Source organism: Bradyrhizobium australiense (genome assembly GCF_013114825.1).
Taxonomy (GTDB): domain Bacteria; phylum Pseudomonadota; class Alphaproteobacteria; order Rhizobiales; family Xanthobacteraceae; genus Bradyrhizobium; species Bradyrhizobium australiense.
In genome coordinates, this window is record NZ_JAAVLX010000003.1 from 192438 (window position 1) to 213849 (window position 21412).

A 21412-nucleotide genomic window follows, 5' to 3' on the forward strand; every position below is an offset into this window, starting at 1 on the left:
TCGCCATTGGTTACTCACTATTCGCCCCCTATTTTTCCGTCTGGACCAGGCCGCGCACGAACAGCCGCTGCATAAATATGACGACCGCGACCGGCGGCAGCATGGCGAGGACTGCGGTTGCCATCGCGAGCTGCCATTCGGCGAGCTCGTCTGTCGTTGCCAGCATCTTCTTGATGCCAATCACGATGGTCTGCATCGAATCCTGCGTGGTAATCAAAAGCGGCCAGAGATATTGATTCCAGCCGTAGATGAACTGGATCACGAACAGCGCCGCCATGGTCGTCACCGACAGCGGCAGCAGTGTATCCCAAAAGAAGCGGAAGGGGCCTGCGCCGTCGATGCGCGAGGCTTCCAGCAGTTCATCCGGCACCGTCATGAAGAATTGCCGGAACAGCAGGGTGCCGGTGGCGGATGCAATCAGCGGCAGGATCAGGCCGGCATAGGTGTCGAGCATACGCAAATCCGCGACCACCTTGTAGGTCGGGTAGATGCGCACCTCGACCGGCAGCATCAGCGTGATGAAGATGATCCAGAATGCAGTCTTGCGGAAGGGAAAGCGAAAATAGACCACTGCGTAAGCGGACAGGATCGAGATGAAAATCTTGCCCACCGCAATGCCGATCGCCGAGACGAAGGAATTGATCAACATGTTGGCGACCGGCTCGCGGCTGGTGCGCGCGCCGCCGACAAAGATGGCGCGATAATAATTCTCCAGCGTCTGCGTGCCGGGCGTTGCCGGCATGTGGCCGCCGACCACGGTCGCCGCGTCATGGGTCGAGGCGATCAGCGCGAGATAGACTGGGAAGGCGACGATGAACACGCCAAGCGTCAGGATGGCGTAGGCAATGAAATCGGTGAGCGGGCGATGCTCGACCATCAGTACTGCACCTTGCGTTCGACATAGCGGAACTGGATCGCGGTCAGCGCGATCACGATGACCATCAGCACGACCGACTGCGCCGCCGAGCCGCCGAGATCGCCGCCGAGCCTTCCGTCGGCATAGACCTTGTAGACCATGGTGGTGGTGGCACCGGCGGGTCCACCGCCGGTAACGGCATCGATGATGCCGAACGTATCGAAGAAGACGTAGACGACATTGACCACCAGCAGGAAGAATGTCGTCGGCGACAGCAGCGGAAAGATGATGGTCCAGAAGCGGCGCATCGGACCGGCGCCGTCGATGGCGCCGGCCTCAATCACGCTTTTCGGGATCGATTGCAGGCCGGCGAGGAAGAACAGGAAATTGTAGGAGATCTGCTTCCAGACGGAGGCCATCACCACCAGCATCATGGCGTGGTTCTCGTTAAGCAGCGGATTCCAGTCGAGGCCCATGCCGCGCAGTGGACGCGCCAGCATGCCGAGCGAAGGCTGGAACATGAAGAACCATAGCACGCCGGCCACCGCGGGTGCGACCGCATAGGGCCAGATCATCAGCGTCTTGTAGGCAGACGCCGCTTTCAGGTTCTTGTCGGCCTGGGTCGCAAACAACAGCGCGATCGAGAGCGACAGCGCCGCAACCAGCGTCGAGAAGATCACCGTCGTCAGCATCGAGCGGTAATATTCCGGCTGAGCGAACAGCGCCTGATAGTTTTCCAAACCGACGTATTCGGAGACGAGGCCGAACGCGTCCTCGCGCAGGAAGGACTGCCAGATCGCCTGACTCGCCGGCCAATAGAAGAACACAACCGTGATGACGAGTTGCGGCAGCAGCAGCAGGTACGGCAGCAGGCGGTTGTTGAAGACGGTGGACTTTTCCATTCAGCACTTTCGTCATTGCGAGGAGCGTAGCGACGAAGCAATCCATTAGTCCGTTATGCGGTACTATGGATTGCTTCGCCGAGCCCGTCATCGGGCACGCATTCGCGCGACCCGTTGGCTCGCAATGACGCCCCCCTCGGCCGTCTTACTTTGCAGTCTTCTCGAAGGCGCGCAACATCGCATTGCCGCGGGAGACGGCGGCGTCGAGCGCTTCCTTCGCGGACTTCTTGCCGGCCAGCGCCGCCTCGATCTCCTCGGACCAGATGTCGCGCATCTGCACCATGTTGCCGAAGCGCAGGCCGCGCGAATTCTCGGTCGGCTCCTTGTTGGTGAGTTCCTTCAACGGAGTCTGCAGCGTCGGGTTCTTCTCATAGAAGCCGTCCTTGATCGATTTCTCGTAGGCCGCCTTGGTAATCGGCAGATAGCCGGACTCCTGGTGCAGCTTGGCCTGGCGGCTGGTATCGGACAGGAAGGCGAAGAACTTGGCGACGCCCTTGTACTCTTCCGGCTTCTTGCCACCCATCACCCAGAGCGACGCGCCGCCGATGATCGAGTTCTGCGGGGCACCGGCAACGTCCGGATAATAGGGCATCGGTGCCGAGGTGAAGTCGAACTTGGCCGTGCCCTTGGCGGTGGCATAATAGCCCGACGAGGTCAGGAAGATCGCGCATTCGCCGGAGCCGAAGCGGGCCTCGTTAGTGTTGGTGCGCCCGCCATAGTCGTAGGTCTTGTCCTTCTGCAGATCGACCAGGTTCTGCAGGTGCTTTACATGCAGCGGCGAGTTGAACTTCAGCTCGGTATCGAAACCGTCGAGGCCATTGGCCTTGGTGCCGATCGGCACGTTGTGCCAGGCTGAAAACTGTTCGATATGCGCCCAGGGGGCCCAAGCGTTGGAGAAGCCGCAAGTATCGTGGCCGGCCGCTTTCAGCTTCTTCGCGGCAGCGAACACTTCAGGCCACGTCTTCGGGATTTCGGTGACGCCGGCCTTTTTCAACTCGTCCTTGTTGATCCACATCACCATGGAGGACGAATTGAAAGGAAACGACAGCATGTCGCCCTTTGAGGTCGAGTAGTAGCCGGTGATGGTCGGCAGGTACGCCTTGGGGTCGAACGGCTCGCCGGCATCCTTCATTAGCTGGTAGACCGGCTTGATGGCGCCTTTGGCACTCATCATGGTGGCGGTGCCGACCTCGAATACCTGCATGATGTGCGGCGCGTTGCCAGCCCGGAACGCAGCGATGCCGGCGTTCATTGTGTCGGGATAGCTGCCCTTGTAGGACGGCACGACCTTGTAGTCGGACTGGCTGGCGTTGAACTCTTCGGCGAGCTTGTTGACGATATCGTTGTTGCCGCCAGTCATGGCATGCCACCACTGGATCTCGGTCACAGCGTGGGCAGGCGTTGTGAGCGCCAGCGCAGCAGAAACTGCCGCGGCTGCGCCGAATTGTCGAAATGCCATGTAATTCCTCCAGGTTGGGGTCGTCACCTTCGTTTCGCGCGATAACAGCGCCGGATGACGTGCAAATGACCCTATAAGCGAAAGCATGGTAGTGGGGAAGCGTGCGGCTGGGGAAGCCGGAAAATAGGCGAAGGCGCAATGCGCCTGCGATGAAAAGATGCTCTCGTGCCCCGGACGGCGCAGCACGAAGCGATGCGCTGCAGAGCCGGGGCCTATGAGATGCCAGTACAATTGCAGCCTGGGTCTCGGCTCTGCGGAGCAGCGCTGCACGCTGCACGCGTCCGGGACGCGAGAGCGTCAGCGCTTGCGTTCCGAGCCGCAGACCGCGCCCTTGGCGACCAGCGCCTCGATCTCGCCCTTCGAGTAGCCGAACTCGGCCAGCACCTCGGATGTGTGCTGGCTGAATTTCGGCGGCGTGCGGCGCAGGCTGGGTTTGGTCCGCTCCAGCCGGATCGGGGAGGCGACGCCCTTGTACCAGTCCTTTTCGAGGATATCGCCACGATGCAGCGTGTGCGGATTGGTCAGCGCCTGGTCGATCTTCTGCACCGGGCCGGCCGGCAGTCCGGCCGCCAGCAGGCGATTGCAGAGCGGTTCGGCCTCGTGCTGGCTGAACACGGCTGCGAGTTCGACACGCAGCGCGTCGCGGTTGGCGATGCGGTCCTTGTTGCGGGCAAAGCGCGGATCGGTGCCGAGCTCGGGCTTGCCGATTTCCTGGGCGAGCTTGCGGAAGGTGCCGTCATTGCCGACGCCGATGAAGATGTTGTCGGTCTTGGTCGGGAAGATCGCGTAAGGAACGAGGTTCGGATGCTCGTTGCCGGTGAGGCCAGGCGGCTTGCCGTGCATGAAATAGTTCGCGGTGTGCGGATGCATGATCGCGAGGCCGGTTTCATACAGTGTGGTTTCGAGAAACTGTCCCAAACCAGAACGTTGCCGTTCCGACAGCGCCATCAAAATGCCGATCGTCGCGTAAAGCCCGGTGGTGATGTCGACCAGTGGAACGCCGATCCGCATCGGGCCGCTTTCGGGCGAGCCGGTCGCCGCGATCATGCCGGTCATGGCCTGGATGATCGCGTCATAGCCGGGATTGCCGCCGCGGGGGCCGTCGGCGCCGAAGCCGGAAATCCGGCAATGCACGAGCCTTGGAAATTTCGCGCGCAAGACGTCGTTGCCGATGCCCCATTTGTCAAGCGTGCCCGGCTTGAAATTCTCGATCAGAACGTCGGCGGTCTCCAGCAACTTCATCAGCACCTCGCGCCCGCCTTCGGAGGCGAGGTCGAGCCCAATCGAGCGCTTGTTGCGGTTGATGCCGACGAAATAGGCCGCGTCCTCCTCGTGGAACGGAGGCCCCCAGTCGCGCACTTCGTCGCCGGCCGGTGGCTCGACCTTGATCACGTCGGCGCCGTGGTCGGCGAGGATTTGCGTGCAATAGGGGCCGCCGAGGACGCGCGTCAGATCGATCACGCGCAGGCCGGTCATTGCGCCGGGAGAACTCATGGAGAAGACCTTCGCTCAGGATGAGAATGGAGGCTTTGAGCTAGCGGTCTTCAGGCGCGGCGGCAATGGCGTCTCGCGCACAGGCGCATGACGCGGCCGCCTAGCACCAACTGGAAAATTCCGCAGGGCGAACGGCCCGTCGATATCAGCGGCGGGCCGTTCGTGCATCGTCGTCAGACGACGGTCAGGCGCACGTCGACATTGCCGCGGGTGGCGTTAGAGTAGGGGCATACCTGGTGCGCCTTCGCGACCAGGGCCTCCGCGTCCGCCTTGGGAACGCCGGGCAGTGAGACGGCGAGTTCGATATCGAGGCCGAAACCGCCGGCCGAACGCGGGCCGATGCCGACGGTCGAGGTCACCGAGGCATCCGCCGGCACCTTCGGGCCGCCCTGCGAGGCGACGAATTTCATCGCGCCGATGAAGCAGGCGGCATAGCCGGCCGCGAACAGTTGCTCGGGATTATTGCCGGCACCGCCGCCGCCGCCGAGTTCTTTCGGCGTGGCGAGCTTGACGTCGAGTGCGCCGTCGAGGGTGGCGGCGGTGCCATCGCGGCCGCCGGTGGCCTTGGCGCTGGTCTTGTAGAGTACGTTCACGGACATGTCGGTCTCCCTAGTTTGCCGTTTCGATGGAGCATATATTGCACACAATTAGATTGCGCACAATTTAATTTATTGCAAAGGCCGCGATTTAATTGTATGCAATTGAAATCAAGCGCTTACGCTTCCGGATCGGGGCATGCGCGCCATCCGTTGACGAGGTTGTGATGGCCAGGAAACACGCGGCCGATATATCGCTGAGACTCGATAATCAGCTCTGCTTTGCGGTGTATTCCACCGCGCACGCGTTCAACCGCGTCTACAAGCCGCTGCTCGATCGGCTTGGCCTGACCTATCCGCAATATCTGGTCATGCTGGTGCTGTGGGAGCGCGACGGCGTGCCGGTGAAGGGCATCGGCGAGCGGTTATTCCTGGATTCCGGCACGCTGACGCCGCTGCTCAAGCGGCTGGAGGCGGCCGAACTCATCCAGCGGACACGCAGCACGGAGGATGAGCGCCAGGTGCTGATCGCGCTGACGCCAAAGGGCGAGGCGCTCCGGGAGAAGGCGCGGGCGGTGCCGCAGGCGATCCTGGCGGCGTCCGCGTGCTCGGTCGGCGAACTGGTGGCGATGAAGAACGAGATCGTCGCGCTGCGCGACAAGCTGAACGGGGTATTGGGGGAGTAAGGCGTGCCTAGAGGCGTTTCTTGGCGAAGGCACGACCGGAATGGGGTTTAGATATTTCTCGAATTCCAGCGCTTTGTACTTGTCTGGAACGGCGCAGTACCAGAGTAAATCCCAAGGCCTGAACTTCGCAGTATGCGCTCACCTACCGGCATTATGCTCGGGCAATCGCCGTTTCAAATCTGCAGTAGCACCGATGTATTCCTGTTCAGGGAAGCTGAGGCTACGGATGATGTAGACGTACCACATCGGTCCTCACGCGCGGAAAGCGCGAACTGAAGCCTCTACCAGCCCGTCTTCGCTCTTTGGGCTACGCCGGGCACCACACTTCGCCCTTCGGCCATCACGTGGCTGCGCCACGCGAAGCCCGAAGGGCGAAGCGTGGTGGAGCCAGGCGGGATCGAACCGCCGACCTCTTGCATGCCATGCAAGCGCTCTCCCAGCTGAGCTATGGCCCCGTCACAGTGAAGGCACGGTCTCCTCGACCATCCTCCCGCGAGCCTTGGGCGACTCGCGGGGGAGACCCAGAACATAGTTCTGGGCCGATCTCAAGTCTCTTCGTCGCCTCCGACGTCGCCGATGATGTCGGTAACGTCCTCATCGCCCTCTTCCTCGTCGGGAATGAAGGTGGAATCGTCATCGTCATCGTCTTCGATGGTCTCATCGATTTCGATGTCGTCTTCCGATTCGGGAACCACGGCCTTGACCTTGCCGGTGTTCTCCTCGGCATCGGCCTCCTCGAGCGAGACCAACTCTTCGGCCTCGGCTGCCTCCGGCATATCGGCGGCAGCGGTAGCCGACGCGGCGGCCGCAGCGCGCGCGGCATCGCCACGGGCGGCCCGCGGCGGCGCGATCGGTGCGATCGGAACGACCTCGCCGGTGTAGGGCGAAATCACCGGGGTCTTGTTCAGGTCGTAGAACTTCTTACCCGTCGTCGGGCAAATACGCTTGGTTCCGAGATCGGATTTGGCCACGTGTGGATCCTGGGAAATTCTGAAAAACGGTGCTTCACTTGGCTAGTTGAGGGGCCGGTGTCAATAGCGCTTTGAAGCATTTGAGGGCCGCGTGACGCCGTGTGGTCCATGTGATACTGCCGCCCCCGCAGAGGACCACCATCTTGACCGATTCAACCACCAAATCCCCGCTGGAATCCCGCGCCAGCGGCCCCCTGGCGGGGAAAGTTCGCGTTCCCGGCGACAAGTCGATTTCGCACCGCGCTCTCATTTTGGGGGCGCTTTCCGTGGGCGAAACCAGGATCTCCGGCCTGCTCGAAGGCGAGGATGTTCTCAACACCGCCAAAGCCATGCAGGCGCTGGGCGCCCAGGTCGAGCGAACGGGGCCGTTTGCCTGGCAGGTCAAGGGCGTGGGCGTGGCAGGCTTCGCCCAACCGGTCTCCCCGCTCGATTTCGGCAATTCCGGCACCGGGTGCCGGCTGGTGATGGGGGCTGTGGCCGGCTGCCCGATCACGGCCGTGTTCGATGGCGATGCCTCGCTGCGCTCCCGTCCGATGCGCCGGATCCTCGATCCTCTGGAACTGATGGGGGCCAAAGCCGGTGAAGCCAGGGAAGGCGGCCGCCTGCCGCTGACGCTGCATGGCGCGCGCGATCCCGTGCCGATCCTCTACCGGACCCCCGTGGCCTCCGCCCAGATCAAATCGGCGGTGCTGCTGGCAGGGCTCGCCGCGCCAGGCGTCACCACGGTCATCGAGCAGGAAGCCAGCCGCGACCACACCGAATTGATGCTGAAACATTTCGGCGCCGAAATCGTCTCCGCCAATGAAGGCAGCCACGGCCGCAAGATTGCGCTCACCGGCCAGCCCGAACTGCATGGCGCCGAGGTCGTGGTGCCTGCCGATCCGTCCTCGGCGGCATTCCCGATCGTGGCGGCGCTGATCGTCTCGGGCTCCGACGTGGCCTTCTCCGACGTCATGACCAACCCGTTGCGCACCGGCCTGCTCACGACGCTGCGCGAGATGGGCGCCGCCATCGAGGAAAGCGAGGTCCGCGGTGACGCCGGCGAACCGATGGCGACCTTGCGCGTGCGCGCGTCGAAACTGCGCGGCATCGAGGTGCCGCCGGAGCGCGCACCCTCGATGATCGACGAATATCTGGTGCTCGCGGTCGCGGCCTCCTTCGCCGAAGGCACCACCATAATGCGCGGCCTGCAAGAATTGCGTGTCAAGGAATCCGACCGGCTGGAGGCGACCGCCGCCATGCTGCGCGTCAACGGCGTCAAGGTCGAGATTGCCGGCGACGATCTCATCGTCGAGGGCCGCGGACACGTGCCCGGGGGCGGCCTCGTCGCCACCCACATGGATCACCGCATCGCGATGTCGGCGCTGGTGATGGGACTTGCAGCCGACAAGCCGGTCAAGGTCGACGATACCGCTTTCATCGCCACCAGCTTTCCCGACTTCATCCCGATGATGCGCTCGCTGGGAGCTGAGTTTTCATGATCATCGCCATCGACGGGCCGGCGGCATCCGGCAAGGGTACGCTCGGCAAACGCCTCGCCCATCATTACGGCTACCGCCATCTCGACACCGGCGTGATCTATCGCGCGGTGGCGAAGGCGTTGCTGGACGAGGGTTTTGATCTCACAGACGAGGCGCGAGCGGTCGCCGTTGCGATGGAGCTTGATCCCGAGAAGTTCGGGCATCCCGAGCTCAAGACCCAGCGGATCGGCGATGCCGCCTCGGTAGTGTCGGCGATCCCCAGCGTGCGCGAGGCGCTGGTCAATTTTCAGCGCCAGTTCGCAGCCGATCCGCCGGGCGCCGTGCTCGACGGGCGCGATATCGGAACCGTGATCTGCCCGAATGCCGACGTGAAGATTTTCGTGGTCGCCGATCCGCAGGTGCGGGCCCACCGGCGGACGCTCGAAGCGCGCGCGCGGGGAGAGGAGGCCGACGAGGCAGCGGTGCTGGCCGATATCCTCAAGCGCGACGAACGGGACCGCAATCGCGCCGCCGCCCCGCTCAAAGCGGCCGACGACGCCCATGTCCTGGATAACTCCAATCTCGACATCGAGGCTGGCGTTCGCGCTGCGATTGCCATTGTCGAGGCCGTCCGGGCCCAGCGGAAATAGCCAGGATTCGCCCTCTCACCGTGGCCGGGAGCGCCCGAAAATCAGGCATTTCCGGCTTGCCGAAAATGGCCCGCGGGGCTATATCCACGGCCATCCGGGCCGCCATCGATGAGATCAGGGCTGTCGGAGCGGGCCGGCCGGAGGTTTGAACCTCCCGCCGTCATTGGAGGAAAGTCCGCTCCAGGCTCTTGAAGTCGATACGCTCGTTTCAGGCTCCGGATAGACAATCAACGTATCGAACGTGCAGGCATGCTGCCGGCCCGCTTTTGCGCTACTCGCAAATGCGGTCGTCAGGGTTTGCGGACCCCTGACACTTCACGCGCGACACGCCCTTTAACCCGAACGGCCGGCAAGATCCCGCATTGGAGAACAAATGGCTTCGAATACTGCTGCTTCCTATACTCCTACCCGCGACGATTTCGCTGCGATGCTGGACGAGTCTTTTGCCGGCGGCAATCTGCAGGAAAGCTCCGTCATCAAGGGCAAGGTGGTTGCAATTGAAAAGGACATGGCCGTCATCGACGTCGGCCTGAAGACCGAAGGCCGCGTGGCGCTGCGCGAATTCGCCGGCCCCGGCCGCGAAAGTGATCTCAAGGTCGGCGACGAGGTCGAGGTGTTCCTCGATCGGATCGAGAATGCGCTCGGCGAAGCCGTGCTGTCACGCGACAAGGCGCGCCGCGAGGAAAGTTGGGGCAAGCTCGAGAAGGCCTTCAACAACAACGAGAAGGTTCACGGCGTCATCTTCAATCAGGTCAAGGGCGGCTTCACCGTCGACCTCGACGGCGCTGTCGCCTTCTTGCCGCGTTCGCAGGTCGACATTCGCCCGATCCGCGACGTCGCTCCCTTGATGAACAACTCGCAGCCGTTCCAGATCCTCAAGATGGACCGCCGCCGCGGCAACATCGTGGTGTCGCGCCGCACGGTTCTCGAAGAGACCCGCGCCGAGCAGCGCCAGGAACTGGTGCAGAACCTCGAAGAAGGTCAGGTGATCGACGGCGTGGTCAAGAACATCACCGATTACGGTGCATTCGTTGATCTCGGCGGCATCGACGGCCTGCTCCACGTTACCGATATCGCCTGGCGCCGGGTCAACCACCCCACCGAGGTGTTGACCATCGGCCAGACCGTGAAGGTCAAGATCATCAAGATCAACCACGAGACCCACCGCATTTCGCTCGGCATGAAGCAGTTGCTGGACGATCCGTGGCAGGGCATCGAGGCGAAGTACCCGCTGAACGCGCGCTTCACCGGCCGCGTCACCAATATCACCGACTACGGCGCGTTCGTCGAACTGGAGCCGGGCATCGAAGGCCTGATCCACGTCTCGGAAATGTCGTGGACCAAGAAAAACATGCACCCCGGCAAGATCGTTTCGACCTCGCAGGAAGTCGAAGTGCAGGTGCTCGAGGTGGATTCGGTCAAGCGCCGTATCTCGCTCGGCCTCAAGCAGACCATGCGCAACCCCTGGGAAGTCTTCGTCGAGAAGTTCCCGGTCGGTTCGGTGGTCGAAGGCGAGGTCAAGAACAAGACCGAGTTCGGTCTGTTCCTCGGCCTCGATGGCGACGTCGACGGCATGGTCCATCTCTCCGACCTCGACTGGAAGCTGCCGGGCGAGCAGGTCATCGATAACTTCAAGAAGGGCGACATGGTCAAGGCCGTGGTGCTCGACGTCGATGTGGAGAAGGAGCGCATCTCGCTCGGCGTCAAGCAGCTCGAAGGCGACCCCTTCGCCGAGCCGGGCGACGTCAAGAAGGGCGCGGTCGTGACTTGCGAAGTGCTCGACGTGAAGGAAGCAGGTATCGAGGTGAAGATCTCGGGCACCGACTTCACCACCTTTATCAAGCGCTCCGAGCTTGCCCGTGACCGCAACGACCAGCGCGCCGAACGCTTTGCCGTCGGCGAGAAGGTCGATGCGCGCGTGATCCAGTTCGACAAGAAGGCCCGTAAGGTGCAGGTCTCGATCAAGGCGCTGGAAGTCGCTGAAGAAAAGGAAGCCATCGCGCAGTACGGCTCCTCCGATTCGGGCGCGACGCTCGGCGACATTCTCGGCACCGCGCTCAAGAACCGCGAGAAGTAAGCGTTCGCTTATCTCGCTGCGACATCAGGCCCCGGTTTCGACCGGGGCCTTTTTGTTTCTGTCGTCCCGGACAAGCGAAGCTGCGATCCGGGACCCATCACCACAGGTGGATTGTATTGGGCGCGCTGGAGCCCCATCGAATGCGACAATCACCGCCTGTGGTTATGCGTCCCCGCGTGCGCGGGGACGACGAAGCGGGCCTTGTTTTCTTCATATTGCATCGCAATTGATGTAATCAGGTAACGCTTAGCTCACGCTGCGAGTGCAAAACGCGCTGATTATTTCAGGAGAATTTCGATGTCGCTCGATTCGGACGTGATCATCGATCGCCGCAGGATCCGACGGAAGCTGACGTTCTGGCGTATCATGGCTGGCCTGGTGACGATCGCAGCGATCGTCACCTTTGGCGCAATCGCGACGACGAGCGGGCCGGCTGCCCTGACGCCATCGGGATCGATCGCGCGCGTCAATATCGAAGGGCTGATCCGCAGCGACCAGCAGCGCGTCGAGGCGCTGGAGCGCCTGGAGAAATCGAGCCATGCCGCGGTTATCGTGCACATCAACTCGCCGGGCGGCACCACGGCCGGCTCCGAGCAGCTCCATGAGGCGCTGGTCCGGCTTAAGGCCAAAAAGCCGCTGGTGGTGGTGGTCGAGGGGCTGGCCGCTTCAGGCGGTTACATCGCGGCAATGGCCGCCGATCATATCGTCGCCCGGCAGAGTTCGCTGGTCGGATCGATCGGCGTGCTGTTTCAATTTCCGAATTTTGCCGAGCTTTTGAAGACCGTGGGCGTCAAGGTCGAGGAGGTGAAATCCTCGCCGTTGAAGGCAGCGCCCAATGGGTTCGAACCAACCAGCCCGGAGGCGCGCGCCGCGCTCGATGCGCTGGTGAGGGATTCCTATGCCTGGTTCCGTGGCCTAGTGAAGGAGCGGCGCGGCATGGATGATGCATTACTCGAAAAGGTCGCGGACGGCCGCGTCTTTACCGGCCGCCAGGCGGTCGAGCTGAAACTGATCGATCAGCTCGGCGATGAAAAAGCAGCCATCGCGTGGCTGGTCGCCGAAAAGAAGATCAAAAGCGATCTGCCGGTGCGTGATTACAAGCTGAACCCGCAGTTTGGTGACCTGACATTTCTGCGAACGGCGGCTTCCATCGCGTTCGATGCGCTCGGCTTGAGTTCCATCGCGCGTCAGATCGAGCAAGCCGGCGTGGCGCAGGCGGTCGACCAGCTCTCGCTTGACGGCATGCTGGCGTTGTGGCGCCCCGCAGCCTCCAATTGAACCGCAGCGGTGCCTTTCCGAGGCTCTCCCGCATTGCGGGTGTTGTCACAAACCCCTTCCGGGCGGTTTGTCACGCCATTTCGCGCTGCCCAAAAGTGATTTAGCGTCTTGACAGTTCAAGGCATTTTCACGGAAATGGATATCCGCACGACCCCGGATCCCAACTTCGATGATCAAATCCGAACTTGTTCAGCGCATCGCCGAGCACAACCCGCACCTCTATCAGCGGGATGTGGAGAACATTGTGAACGCGATCCTCGATGAGATCGTCGCTGCTTTGGCGCGCGGCGACCGTGTCGAGCTGCGCGGTTTCGGCGCCTTCTCCGTTAAGCATCGCCCGGCGAGGGCGGGGCGCAATCCACGCACCGGCGCCCATGTGCCGGTCGACCAGAAGAGCGTCCCGTTCTTCAAGACGGGCAAGGAAATGCGCGAGCGGCTGAACCGCGACAACGGCTCGCCCGAGGCCGGCGCTTAAGCAATTTTTCGATCTGACGAGATGTAGCCGTGTTGCGGGCCTGGTGCCCGCCTTTCTCGATCACTACGAGAGATGGTCATGCGAAAGTTCTTCACGGCGCTGGTCGTCATTCCCTTGGGCCTGATCTTCATCGTCTTTGCGGTCGCCAACCGCCATTTCGTGACGGTCTCGTTCGATCCCTTCAATTCGACCGATCCGGCGATCGCGGCGAGCTTGCCGCTGTTCGCGGTGATCATTGCGGTGGCCATTCTGGGGGTGGCGGCAGGCGGCATGGCCACCTGGTTCCGCCAGCGCCACTGGCGCCGGGCGGCGCGCCAGCACGAGGCGGATGCCCGCCGGGCCAGGGCGGAAGCGGCCGATTTACGGGCCGCGGCAGCGGTTTCCCGGGCCGACCAGCAGCGGCTTCCGGCGCCCTCCCAGTACGGTTTCTACGGGGCCGCCGGGCGAGACAAGCAGGGCGCGACGTTGTAGAACCCGCCCCATCAGCCCCGTTCCAACCGGTTAAGGGGCTCTAAATCCGTGCCAGAGAGACCATGTCCCTGCTCGTAAAAATTTGCGGCCTGTCCACGCGCGAGACGCTCGACACCGCGCTTGAGGCGGGCGCCGATATGGCGGGATTCGTGTTCTTCCCCCCATCGCCACGCCATCTCAGTCTCGAGACGGCGCGGGAACTTGGCCGGCGGGCGAAGGGGCGCGCGGCCAAGGTGGCATTGACCGTAGATGCCGACAACGCGACGCTCGAAAATATCGCCGAGACGCTGCAGCCGGACCTGCTGCAATTGCACGGCAAGGAAACTATCGCGCGGGTGCGTGACATCAAACAAAGATTCGGATTGCCGGTCATGAAGGTGATTGCCGTCGAAACCCCGGCCGATCTCGTCGCGCTGCCGGGCTATGCGAGCGTTGCCGATCGCATCCTGTTCGATGCTCGCGCTCCCAAGGGCGCCACCCGTCCTGGCGGGCTGGGCGCCGTGTTCGACTGGCACGTGCTGGAAAAGCTCGATCTCCAACTGCCCTTCATGGTCTCGGGCGGGCTCACCGCCGATAATGTCGCGGAGGCGATCCGTGTCACCCGCGCCGGCGGCGTCGATGTGTCCTCCGGCGTGGAAAGTTCGCCCGGCGTCAAGGATCCCGAGATGATCCGCAATTTCATTCGCGCTGCGCGCGCGGCCGACCTTACTTCACCTCTCTCACCGGATTTGCGGCGACAGCCCCTCACCCCGACCCTCTCCCCGCAAGGGCGGGGCGAGGGAGAAGAGACAGCGCCGCTGAACGACATGAAGAATTGATGGTCCGATGAATCCAAGCCTGCCCAATTCATTCCGCACCGGTCCCGACGAGCGCGGGCATTTTGGCAATTTCGGCGGCCGCTTCGTCGCGGAAACGCTGATGCCGCTGATCCTCGACCTGGAAAAAGCCTATGCGGCGGCCAAGGCCGATCCGGCGTTCCAGACCGAGATGAACGGCTATCTCAAGGATTATGTCGGCCGGCCATCGCCGCTCTATTTCGCCGAGCGGCTGACCGAGCATCTCGGCGGCGCCAAGATTTATCTGAAGCGCGAAGAGCTGAACCATACCGGCTCGCACAAGGTGAACAACGTGCTCGGCCAAATCATGGTCGCGCGGCGCATGGGCAAGAAGCGCATCATCGCCGAGACCGGCGCCGGCCAGCATGGCGTCGCCACCGCGACGCTGTGCGCGCGCTTTGGTCTCGAATGCGTAGTCTATATGGGCGCGGTGGACGTCGCCCGTCAGGCGCCGAACGTGTTCCGCATGGAGATGTTGGGCGCCAAGGTCGTGCCGGTGCAGTCGGGTACGCGCACGCTGAAGGACGCCATGAACGAGGCGTTGCGCGACTGGGTCACCAACGTGCACAACACCTTCTACTGCATCGGCACGGTGGCGGGTCCGCATCCCTATCCGATGATGGTGCGCGACTTCCAGTTGGTGATTGGCGAGGAAACGCGCAAGCAGATGCAGGAGGCCGAAGGCCGGTTGCCGGATTCGTTAGTTGCTTGCATCGGCGGTGGCTCCAACGCTATGGGCCTGTTTCATCCGTTCCTCGACGATCCCTCGGTCGAAATTTTTGGCGTCGAAGCCGCGGGACATGGGCTGACGCAACTGCATGCCGCCTCGATCGCTGGCGGCCGGCCCGGCGTGCTGCATGGCAACCGCACCTATCTGTTGATGGACGATGACGGCCAGATCCAGGATGCGCATTCGATCTCGGCGGGTCTCGATTATCCCGGCATCGGCCCGGAGCATTCCTGGCTGCACCAGACCGGCCGCGTCACCTATCTTTCCGCGACCGACGACGAAGCACTCGCCGCTTTCATGCTGCTGTCGCGACTGGAAGGCATTCCACCCGCGCTGGAATCTGCGCACGCGATCGCCAAGGTTACGGAGCTCGCCCCGAAACGGCCGAAGGATCATCTAATGGTGGTCAACCTTTCCGGCCGTGGCGACAAGGACATTCCGCAGATCACGGAAATCTTGAAAGGCAAGAAGCAGTGACCACCCGCATCGACGCACGCTTTGCCGAACTCGCAAAAGAAGGCCGCTCGGCGCTGGTCACCTTCCTGATGGCCGGCGATCCCGATCCCGCAACTTCGCTCAACATCATCAAGGCTCTGCCCAGGGCGGGCGCCGATATCATCGAGATCGGTATGCCCTTCACCGATCCGATGGCGGACGGTCCGTCGATCCAGGCCGCGGGCCTGCGCGCGCTCAAGGGCGGCATGACCCTGCGGAAGACGCTCGAGATGGTGCGCGGCTTCCGCAACGAGGACAACGCCACGCCGCTGGTGCTGATGGGCTATTACAATCCGATCTATATTTACGGGGTCGACAAGTTCCTGATCGACGCCAAGACCGCCGGCGTCGATGGCCTCATCATTGTCGACCTGCCGCCGGAGGAAGACGATGAGCTCTGCATTCCGGCGCTGAAGGCCGGGCTCAACTTCATCCGCCTGGCGACACCGACGACCGACGACAAACGCCTGCCCGCTGTGCTCGCGAACACCTCCGGCTTTGTCTACTACGTCTCGATCACCGGCATCACCGGCGCTGCGGCTGCCGATTCGAAGGTGGCCGGCGATGCGGTGGCCCGTATCAAGCGCCACACCAAGCTTCCGGTGTGCGTCGGCTTCGGCATCCGCACCCCGCAGGCCGCGCGCGCGATTGCCGAGAAGGCAAATGGCGCCGTGGTCGGCACCGCCCTGGTCGATGCATTGCGCGACAGCCTCGACACAAAGGGGCAGGCGACCACCAAGACGGTGGCCGCGGTGGCCGATCTCGTGGCGTCGCTGGCGCAGGGCGTCCGGGGAGCGAAGCAGGCTGCGGAATAAGCCACAATTTGCGTGGAAATAGGCGTTCAGCGCGGCTTGCCGGGTCCAGGCCAGGCCGCCATATATCCAGCCAATGCGTCCAACCGCATTTCGGAGCGAACCATGAATTGGCTCACCAATGTCGTCCGGCCGAAAATCCGCAACATCCTGCGTCGCGAGACGCCGGAGAATTTGTGGATCAAGTGCCCGGATTCCGGGCAGCTCGTGTTCTACAAGGACGTCGAGGCCAATCAGTTCGTCATTCCCGGCTCGAACTACCACATGCGCATGGGCGCGGTGGCGCGACTGAAGTCGATCTTCGACAACGAGACGTGGTACGACATTGCGCTGCCTGAGGTCACGGCCGACCCTCTGAAGTTTCGCGATGAGCGCAAATACGCAGACCGCATCAAGGACGCCCGTACCAAGACCGGGCTGAACGATGCCATCAAGGTCGGCTACGGCAAGCTGGAGGGCGCCGGCGTCGTCATCGCGGTGCAGGATTTCGATTTCATGGGCGGTTCGCTCGGCATGGCCGCGGGCGAAGCGATCGTGCGCGGGCTGGAGCTTGCGGTCGAAAAGAAGTCGCCCTTCATCGTGTTCGCGGCTTCCGGCGGCGCGCGGATGCAGGAAGGCATCCTGTCGCTGATGCAGATGCCGCGTACCACTGTCGGCGTGCAGATGCTGCGCGAGGCAAAACTGCCCTACATCGTGGTGCTGACCAACCCGACCACCGGCGGCGTCACCGCCTCCTACGCCATGCTGGGCGACGTGCAGATCGCCGAGCCCGGCGCGCTGATCGGCTTTGCCGGCGCGCGGGTGATCGAGCAGACCATCCGTGAAAAATTGCCCGAAGGATTCCAGCGCGCCGAATATCTGCTCGACCACGGCATGATCGACATGGTCGTGCATCGCCACGAGATGCGCTCGACGCTGGCGCGGCTGTGCCGGCTCCTGACCAAATCGCCGCCGCTCGAAGTTGCCTCCAAGCCTTCGCCGCAGGTCACGGATCCCGCCCAGATCGTATCGGCGCCGGAAGCCGTGCCGGCTGCGCCCCACGCGTGAACCTGCCTGCCGCCAGATCCCAGCCGCTCGGTGAATTGATCGCGCGGCTGTCTGCGTTGCATCCGAAGCGCATCGATCTCAGCCTCGATCGCATGCATCGCCTGCTGGCGCGGCTCGATCACCCGGAGCGGCTGCTGCCACCGGTGATCCATGTCGCCGGCACCAATGGCAAGGGCTCCACCATCGCTTATCTGCGTGCGATCCTTGAGGCCGCAGGTCTGCGCGTGCACGTCTACACCTCGCCTTACCTCGTGCGGATCAACGAATGTTTCCGCCTCGGCGAGAAGGGCGGCGGCCGGCTGGCTGATGATGCCGAGTTGCGGCGGGTGCTGGAGCATTGCGAGCAGCTCAACGCGGGCGACCCGCTCACAATTTTCGAGATGGAGACCGCGGCGGCGTTTTGCCTGTTCGCGGAGCATGACGCCGATGTCGTGCTGCTGGAAACCGGTCTCGGCGGGCGGTTAGATGCCACCAACGTCATCGACCGGCCGGTCGCGACCGTGATCACGCCGGTCAGCATGGACCATACCGAGTTTCTCGGTAACACGCTGACAGCAATCGCCGGAGAAAAAGCCGCCATTGTCAAGCGCGGCGCGCCGCTGATTTGCGCGGAGCAGGCGCCGGAGGTGATGTCGGTGATTGAGGTGCAAGCCAACCGTATGCGCGCGCCGCTGCATGCGGCCGGACAGCAATGGCATGTCGGTGTCGAACGCGGGCGGCTGGTCTATCAGGACGAGCGCGGGCTGATGGATCTCGTGGCGCCAAAGCTGTTCGGGCGGCATCAATTCGACAATGCCGGTCTTGCCATCGCAACGCTGCGCGCGATCGAGGCTTTCAGGATCGGAATGCCAGCATTCGAGGCCGGCATCGTTGGCGCCGAATGGCCGGCACGCATGCAGCGGCTGGTTTCGGGCGCGCTGGTCGATCAGGGACCGAAGGGGTGCGAGATCTGGCTCGACGGCGGACACAACGCCGAAGGTGGCCGTGTTGCTGCGGCCGCGCTCGGCGATCTCGAAGAGCGGGTGTCGCGGCCTTTGGTGGTGATCACGGGCATGATGGCGAACAAGGATGCGGCTGCGTTTCTCGCCAATTTCGCAGGACTAACGCGCCACATCGTGGCGGTGCCGATTCCGGGCCGCGCCAATGCGATGCCGCCGGACCGGCTGGCGGATGCGGCGCGCGCGCTCGGCATGCGCGTGGAGAACGCGGCAAGCGTCGAAGCTGCGCTGCACGCGCTCTCGCGCCTCGCTTACGAAGTGCCGCCGCGAATTCTGATTACCGGCTCGCTTTATCTCGCCGGCCATGTGCTCAACATCAACGGCACGCCGCCAGCATAATGTCCCCACAAATTAAATGACCGCTGGAATTGCTTCCAGCGGCCGCCCGGGAAGAAATATCGATTGCTTATGAATTCGCCAGCCCCGGTGTCTGCAAATTCTAGCCAAGACGCCTGGGAGCCGCGAGTCGGAACCTGACTTCGGCAATAAGAAGTAAGGATGATGTTGCAGGCTGGTTTCACCCAAATGAGGTAGATGGCTCAGCATCGTTCTTGCATTGTGAAACTCTATCGGGAGAGCTGGGTCAACATGCGTTTTGCCGCGATTGCCGACGTCCATGGAAATTATCTCGCGCTGGAGGCGGTCCTTGCCGACATCCGCGCGCACGGCATCAAGGAGATCGTCAATCTCGGCGATATGGCGAGCGGCGCGCTCGATGCGCGGCGAACGATGGACGCCTTGATGGCGATCGACGCGGTCCACGTCCTTGGCAATCACGACCGTTGGCTGATCGATCGGCCGTTGGACAAGATGGGCTCGTGGGAGCGCTGCGCGTTTCCGCAACTCGACGGCAGGCATCTCGACTGGCTGCGCCTGGTGCCTCTAACGCACATATTCCAAAACCAGGTCTTTCTCTGCCACGCCACGCCGTCAGACGACAATATCTATTGGCTGGAGACGGTGACCCCAGACGGCTCGGTCAGGATGTCGGCGCTGGAAGCGATCGAGAAGGAAGCGAAAGGGATCTCGCAGTCCCTGATCCTCTGCGGCCACACCCATATCGCTCGTGCTGTGCGGCTCAGCGACGGCCGTCTCGTGGTCAATCCCGGAAGCGTCGGCGGACCCGGCTTTCGCCACAGCGATCCGTATCCCCATTTGATCGAGGCGGGCACGCCCGACGCCCGTTACGCAATCCTGGAGTTGGCGTCGGCAAACTGGCGCGTCACGTTCCGGCATGTGCCGTATGACCACCGCGCGATGGCCGCCCTCGCGCGGCAGAACGGTCAACCGGAACTCGCGAGCGCGCTAGCGACAGGATGGATCAGATAGCCCGGATGGAGCCAACGGGTCGCGCGAATGCGCGCCCGATGACAGGCTCCGCGCAATCCGGGGGGTCGCGCCAAAACGTAGACCCCCGGGTTACGCTTCGCTTCACCCGGGCTACCGGGCTACAGGTGCTTTCGATCAGCGCGGCTGATCGGCGACATCGGACACGCCGACGTGCTCCCGATAAACCATCTCCCAGCCCTTCCAGCCGGTGAAGAGCAGGATGAGCACCACGATCAGCGAAAGGACCAGGCCTGTCGGGACAATGGCCGATGTTCCCTCGGTGTAACGCGAATACCAGTTGTAGAGCTCGATCAAGACCGCAATGACGTTGCCACCGGCGTGAAGCCATGCGTCGTTGAGATTGCGGATGCGATCGTCTCCCATCAGGTCGATCACGCCCATGACAGCCGCGAGCGCCGCCATGATCAGGCCTACTCCCAATAGCCAGAGCGAGGCGGTGGCCCAGAAATCGTTCGAGGTCCTCCAGAATGCAACGTCGGAAAAAAAGGCCAGAACGAAACAGGCGACCGGAAATGGAATGAGCATTGGATGGATCGGGTGACCGGCGATCTGCGCGGTCGATTTGGGGTTTGTCATGAATGCCTCCTGAAGTGGCAGTAAGCATTCAACGGGCCATTTTCGTGCGGGTTCCTGCAATTTTCGGCTCTCAGAGCAGGACGCGGAACAGGTGCGGCGCAGCAATTCATGCTGCCCCGTCTCCTGACGTCGCTGCTCCGTATCACAGCTTCACTTCAGCAGCTTTATCGGGTCGGCGGCCTTCTGCTTGAGCTGATCGAAGGTGCATTGCCGCGGCGCCTTGTCAGGCCGCCAGCGCAGGATGGAGGTGCCGTGGCGGAAGCGCTCGCCGCTGAAATGATCGTAGCAGACCTCGATCACGAGCTTTGGCTTCAGCGGACACCACTTTGCCGATCGCTCGGTCGACCATCGGCTGGGTCCGCCCGGTGCATTGCCGGTGAAGCCGGGCGGCGCGATCAGCGGTTCTAGTTTTGATGTCAGCGCCGGCTTGTCCGCCTGTTTGATCGCAGACGTGAAGCCGACATGGTGCAAAAGCCCTTCGTCATCGTAAAGCCCAAGCAGCAGCGAGCCCACGACCCTGCGGTTCGCAATCTTGTTCGTCGCATAACGGAAGCCGCCGACGACGCAATCGGCGCTGCGGAATTTCTTGATCTTCTGCATGCCGTCGCGATTGCCGGCCTGATAGGGCAGGTCGATGCGCTTGGCAATCACGCCATCTGAACCGCCGCCGGCCTGCTTCAGCCATTTTTGGGCGGTCGAATAGCTCGTGCTGGCGGGAGATAAGCGAAACGTCGGGTTGGATTTGAACTGGGCTTTCGCAAAAGCTTCCAGCGCCGGTCGGCGCAGCCGCAAAGGCGATGCGGCGAGCTTCTTGTCCGTTGGGGTTGCCAGCAGGTCGAAAGCGAGAAACAGCGCCGGTGTTTCCTGCGAGAGCTTTTTGACCCGGCTCGCGGCGGGATGGATCCGCTGCAGCAGATCGTCGAACGAAAACGCCTTGCCATGCGGCACGACGATTTCGCCATCGAGCAGGAAGGTGGTCGCCTTCAATGCAAGCGCGGCGCGGACTAGTTCGGGGAAATAGCGGGCGAGATCCTCGCCGGACTTGGAACGGAGGTCGACCAGGTCTCCCTGGCGGGACAGCAGGCAGCGAAAACCATCCCATTTCGGTTCGTACTGCCATTCGGCCCCGCGCGGGATGGCATCGACCGAGCGCGCCTCCATTGCCGCGAGCGGGGCGTGACGCCGGCGAGCCTTTCCGGATGGCGGGCTCAAGACCTCTTCAACGCGAGACATATCGTCTCAACGCAAACGGC

General features: G+C 62.8%; 21 protein-coding genes, 1 tRNA gene and 1 pseudogene. 13 read left to right on the forward strand and 10 right to left on the reverse strand.

Annotated features, from left to right (window positions below):
* Positions 1–28: 28 nt before the first annotated feature.
* The 5 genes from ugpE to HCN58_RS08095 form a co-directional block, all read right to left on the reverse strand.
* A complete protein-coding gene (ugpE, locus tag HCN58_RS08075; protein WP_171578841.1) occupies positions 29–877 on the reverse strand; it encodes a sn-glycerol-3-phosphate ABC transporter permease UgpE in 849 nt (282 codons plus the stop codon).
* On the reverse strand, positions 877–1758 hold the full coding sequence (gene ugpA, locus HCN58_RS08080; RefSeq protein ID WP_171578842.1) for a sn-glycerol-3-phosphate ABC transporter permease UgpA: 882 nt from the start codon (positions 1756–1758) through the stop codon (positions 877–879). Before ugpA ends, ugpE begins: the two co-directional genes overlap by 1 nt.
* 145 nt (positions 1759–1903) lie before the next feature.
* Positions 1904–3217, reverse strand: a complete 1314-nt coding sequence (gene ugpB, locus HCN58_RS08085; protein ID WP_171578843.1) for a sn-glycerol-3-phosphate ABC transporter substrate-binding protein UgpB — start codon at positions 3215–3217, stop codon at positions 1904–1906.
* Between the two features lie 297 nt (positions 3218–3514).
* The gene (locus HCN58_RS08090; protein WP_235983486.1) at positions 3515–4711 is read right to left on the reverse strand and encodes a CaiB/BaiF CoA transferase family protein; all 1197 of its coding nucleotides are present in this window, start codon (positions 4709–4711) and stop codon (positions 3515–3517) included.
* Positions 4712–4884: 173 nt separating this feature from the next.
* Positions 4885–5310, reverse strand: a complete 426-nt coding sequence (locus HCN58_RS08095; RefSeq protein ID WP_171578844.1) for an organic hydroperoxide resistance protein — start codon at positions 5308–5310, stop codon at positions 4885–4887.
* A gap of 164 nt (positions 5311–5474) precedes the next feature.
* Here HCN58_RS08095 and HCN58_RS08100 point away from each other — a divergent pair, with 164 nt between their 5' ends.
* Positions 5475–5933, forward strand: a complete 459-nt coding sequence (locus HCN58_RS08100) for a MarR family winged helix-turn-helix transcriptional regulator (RefSeq protein ID WP_171578845.1) — start codon at positions 5475–5477, stop codon at positions 5931–5933.
* A 7-nt stretch (positions 5934–5940) separates the two neighbouring features.
* On the opposite strand, the pseudogene HCN58_RS08105 reads toward HCN58_RS08100, so the two are convergent.
* The 3 genes and pseudogenes from HCN58_RS08105 to HCN58_RS08115 all read right to left on the reverse strand — a co-directional run bounded on the left by HCN58_RS08105 (position 5941) and on the right by HCN58_RS08115 (position 6904).
* A pseudogene (locus HCN58_RS08105) lies at positions 5941–6179 on the reverse strand (GIY-YIG nuclease family protein).
* A gap of 133 nt (positions 6180–6312) precedes the next feature.
* Positions 6313–6388, reverse strand: a tRNA-Ala gene (locus tag HCN58_RS08110).
* A 90-nt stretch (positions 6389–6478) separates the two neighbouring features.
* Positions 6479–6904: a TIGR02300 family protein gene (locus HCN58_RS08115; RefSeq protein ID WP_171578846.1), complete on the reverse strand. Its 426-nt coding sequence runs from the start codon at positions 6902–6904 to the stop codon at positions 6479–6481.
* A 143-nt stretch (positions 6905–7047) separates the two neighbouring features.
* On the opposite strand from HCN58_RS08115, the gene aroA reads away from it, so the two are divergent.
* The 12 genes from aroA (at position 7048) to HCN58_RS08175 (ending at position 19562) form a co-directional block, all read left to right on the forward strand.
* Positions 7048–8385 (forward strand): 3-phosphoshikimate 1-carboxyvinyltransferase, encoded by a 1338-nt coding sequence (aroA, locus tag HCN58_RS08120; RefSeq protein ID WP_171578847.1) that lies wholly within the window; start codon positions 7048–7050, stop codon positions 8383–8385.
* Positions 8382–9014: a (d)CMP kinase gene (gene cmk / locus HCN58_RS08125; protein ID WP_171578848.1), complete on the forward strand. Its 633-nt coding sequence runs from the start codon at positions 8382–8384 to the stop codon at positions 9012–9014. Before aroA ends, cmk begins: the two co-directional genes overlap by 4 nt.
* A 373-nt stretch (positions 9015–9387) precedes the next feature.
* A complete protein-coding gene (gene rpsA, locus HCN58_RS08130) occupies positions 9388–11091 on the forward strand; it encodes a 30S ribosomal protein S1 (RefSeq protein ID WP_171578849.1) in 1704 nt (567 codons plus the stop codon).
* 297 nt (positions 11092–11388) lie between these two features.
* On the forward strand, positions 11389–12369 hold the full coding sequence (sppA, locus tag HCN58_RS08135; protein WP_171578850.1) for a signal peptide peptidase SppA: 981 nt from the start codon (positions 11389–11391) through the stop codon (positions 12367–12369).
* A 169-nt stretch (positions 12370–12538) separates the two neighbouring features.
* On the forward strand, positions 12539–12844 hold the full coding sequence (locus tag HCN58_RS08140; protein WP_057844774.1) for an integration host factor subunit beta: 306 nt from the start codon (positions 12539–12541) through the stop codon (positions 12842–12844).
* 78 nt (positions 12845–12922) lie between these two features.
* Positions 12923–13315 (forward strand): LapA family protein, encoded by a 393-nt coding sequence (locus tag HCN58_RS08145; RefSeq protein WP_171578851.1) that lies wholly within the window; start codon positions 12923–12925, stop codon positions 13313–13315.
* A 62-nt stretch (positions 13316–13377) separates the two neighbouring features.
* Positions 13378–14133 carry a phosphoribosylanthranilate isomerase gene (locus HCN58_RS08150; RefSeq protein ID WP_171578852.1) on the forward strand — a complete coding sequence of 252 codons (756 nt, stop codon included), beginning with the start codon at positions 13378–13380 and terminating at the stop codon, positions 14131–14133.
* Positions 14134–14140: 7 nt separating this feature from the next.
* Positions 14141–15358, forward strand: a complete 1218-nt coding sequence (gene trpB, locus HCN58_RS08155) for a tryptophan synthase subunit beta (protein WP_171578853.1) — start codon at positions 14141–14143, stop codon at positions 15356–15358.
* The gene (trpA, locus tag HCN58_RS08160; protein ID WP_171578854.1) at positions 15355–16191 is read left to right on the forward strand and encodes a tryptophan synthase subunit alpha; all 837 of its coding nucleotides are present in this window, start codon (positions 15355–15357) and stop codon (positions 16189–16191) included. Before trpB ends, trpA begins: the two co-directional genes overlap by 4 nt.
* A 102-nt stretch (positions 16192–16293) precedes the next feature.
* Positions 16294–17235 (forward strand): acetyl-CoA carboxylase, carboxyltransferase subunit beta, encoded by a 942-nt coding sequence (gene accD / locus HCN58_RS08165; protein WP_171578855.1) that lies wholly within the window; start codon positions 16294–16296, stop codon positions 17233–17235.
* Positions 17232–18572 carry a bifunctional folylpolyglutamate synthase/dihydrofolate synthase gene (locus tag HCN58_RS08170; protein ID WP_171578856.1) on the forward strand — a complete coding sequence of 447 codons (1341 nt, stop codon included), beginning with the start codon at positions 17232–17234 and terminating at the stop codon, positions 18570–18572. Before accD ends, HCN58_RS08170 begins: the two co-directional genes overlap by 4 nt.
* Positions 18573–18821: 249 nt before the next feature.
* The gene (locus HCN58_RS08175; protein ID WP_171578857.1) at positions 18822–19562 is read left to right on the forward strand and encodes a metallophosphoesterase family protein; all 741 of its coding nucleotides are present in this window, start codon (positions 18822–18824) and stop codon (positions 19560–19562) included.
* A gap of 135 nt (positions 19563–19697) precedes the next feature.
* On the opposite strand, the gene HCN58_RS08180 is transcribed toward HCN58_RS08175, so the two are convergent.
* Positions 19698–20159, reverse strand: coding sequence for a DUF2231 domain-containing protein (locus tag HCN58_RS08180; protein WP_171578858.1), 462 nt, complete (start codon positions 20157–20159; stop codon positions 19698–19700).
* A gap of 150 nt (positions 20160–20309) precedes the next feature.
* Positions 20310–21392 carry an ATP-dependent DNA ligase gene (locus tag HCN58_RS08185; protein WP_283814545.1) on the reverse strand — a complete coding sequence of 361 codons (1083 nt, stop codon included), beginning with the start codon at positions 21390–21392 and terminating at the stop codon, positions 20310–20312.
* Positions 21393–21412 lie beyond the last annotated feature (20 nt).

Coding starts and splice junctions, on each gene's coding strand:
- HCN58_RS08145 (WP_171578851.1), top strand. CDS start 12,923: ATGCGAAAGTTCTTCACGGCGCTGGTCGTCATTCCCTTGGGCCTGATC.
- sppA (WP_171578850.1), top strand. CDS start 11,389: ATGTCGCTCGATTCGGACGTGATCATCGATCGCCGCAGGATCCGACGG.
- rpsA (WP_171578849.1), top strand. CDS start 9,388: ATGGCTTCGAATACTGCTGCTTCCTATACTCCTACCCGCGACGATTTC.
- HCN58_RS08140 (WP_057844774.1), top strand. CDS start 12,539: ATGATCAAATCCGAACTTGTTCAGCGCATCGCCGAGCACAACCCGCAC.
- accD (WP_171578855.1), top strand. CDS start 16,294: ATGAATTGGCTCACCAATGTCGTCCGGCCGAAAATCCGCAACATCCTG.
- trpB (WP_171578853.1), top strand. CDS start 14,141: ATGAATCCAAGCCTGCCCAATTCATTCCGCACCGGTCCCGACGAGCGC.
- HCN58_RS08095 (WP_171578844.1), bottom strand. CDS start 5,310: ATGTCCGTGAACGTACTCTACAAGACCAGCGCCAAGGCCACCGGCGGC.
- HCN58_RS08150 (WP_171578852.1), top strand. CDS start 13,378: ATGTCCCTGCTCGTAAAAATTTGCGGCCTGTCCACGCGCGAGACGCTC.
- ugpB (WP_171578843.1), bottom strand. CDS start 3,217: ATGGCATTTCGACAATTCGGCGCAGCCGCGGCAGTTTCTGCTGCGCTG.
- HCN58_RS08100 (WP_171578845.1), top strand. CDS start 5,475: ATGGCCAGGAAACACGCGGCCGATATATCGCTGAGACTCGATAATCAG.
- HCN58_RS08180 (WP_171578858.1), bottom strand. CDS start 20,159: ATGACAAACCCCAAATCGACCGCGCAGATCGCCGGTCACCCGATCCAT.
- ugpE (WP_171578841.1), bottom strand. CDS start 877: ATGGTCGAGCATCGCCCGCTCACCGATTTCATTGCCTACGCCATCCTG.
- HCN58_RS08185 (WP_283814545.1), bottom strand. CDS start 21,392: ATGTCTCGCGTTGAAGAGGTCTTGAGCCCGCCATCCGGAAAGGCTCGC.
- HCN58_RS08090 (WP_235983486.1), bottom strand. CDS start 4,711: ATGAGTTCTCCCGGCGCAATGACCGGCCTGCGCGTGATCGATCTGACG.
- ugpA (WP_171578842.1), bottom strand. CDS start 1,758: ATGGAAAAGTCCACCGTCTTCAACAACCGCCTGCTGCCGTACCTGCTG.
- HCN58_RS08175 (WP_171578857.1), top strand. CDS start 18,822: ATGCGTTTTGCCGCGATTGCCGACGTCCATGGAAATTATCTCGCGCTG.
- cmk (WP_171578848.1), top strand. CDS start 8,382: ATGATCATCGCCATCGACGGGCCGGCGGCATCCGGCAAGGGTACGCTC.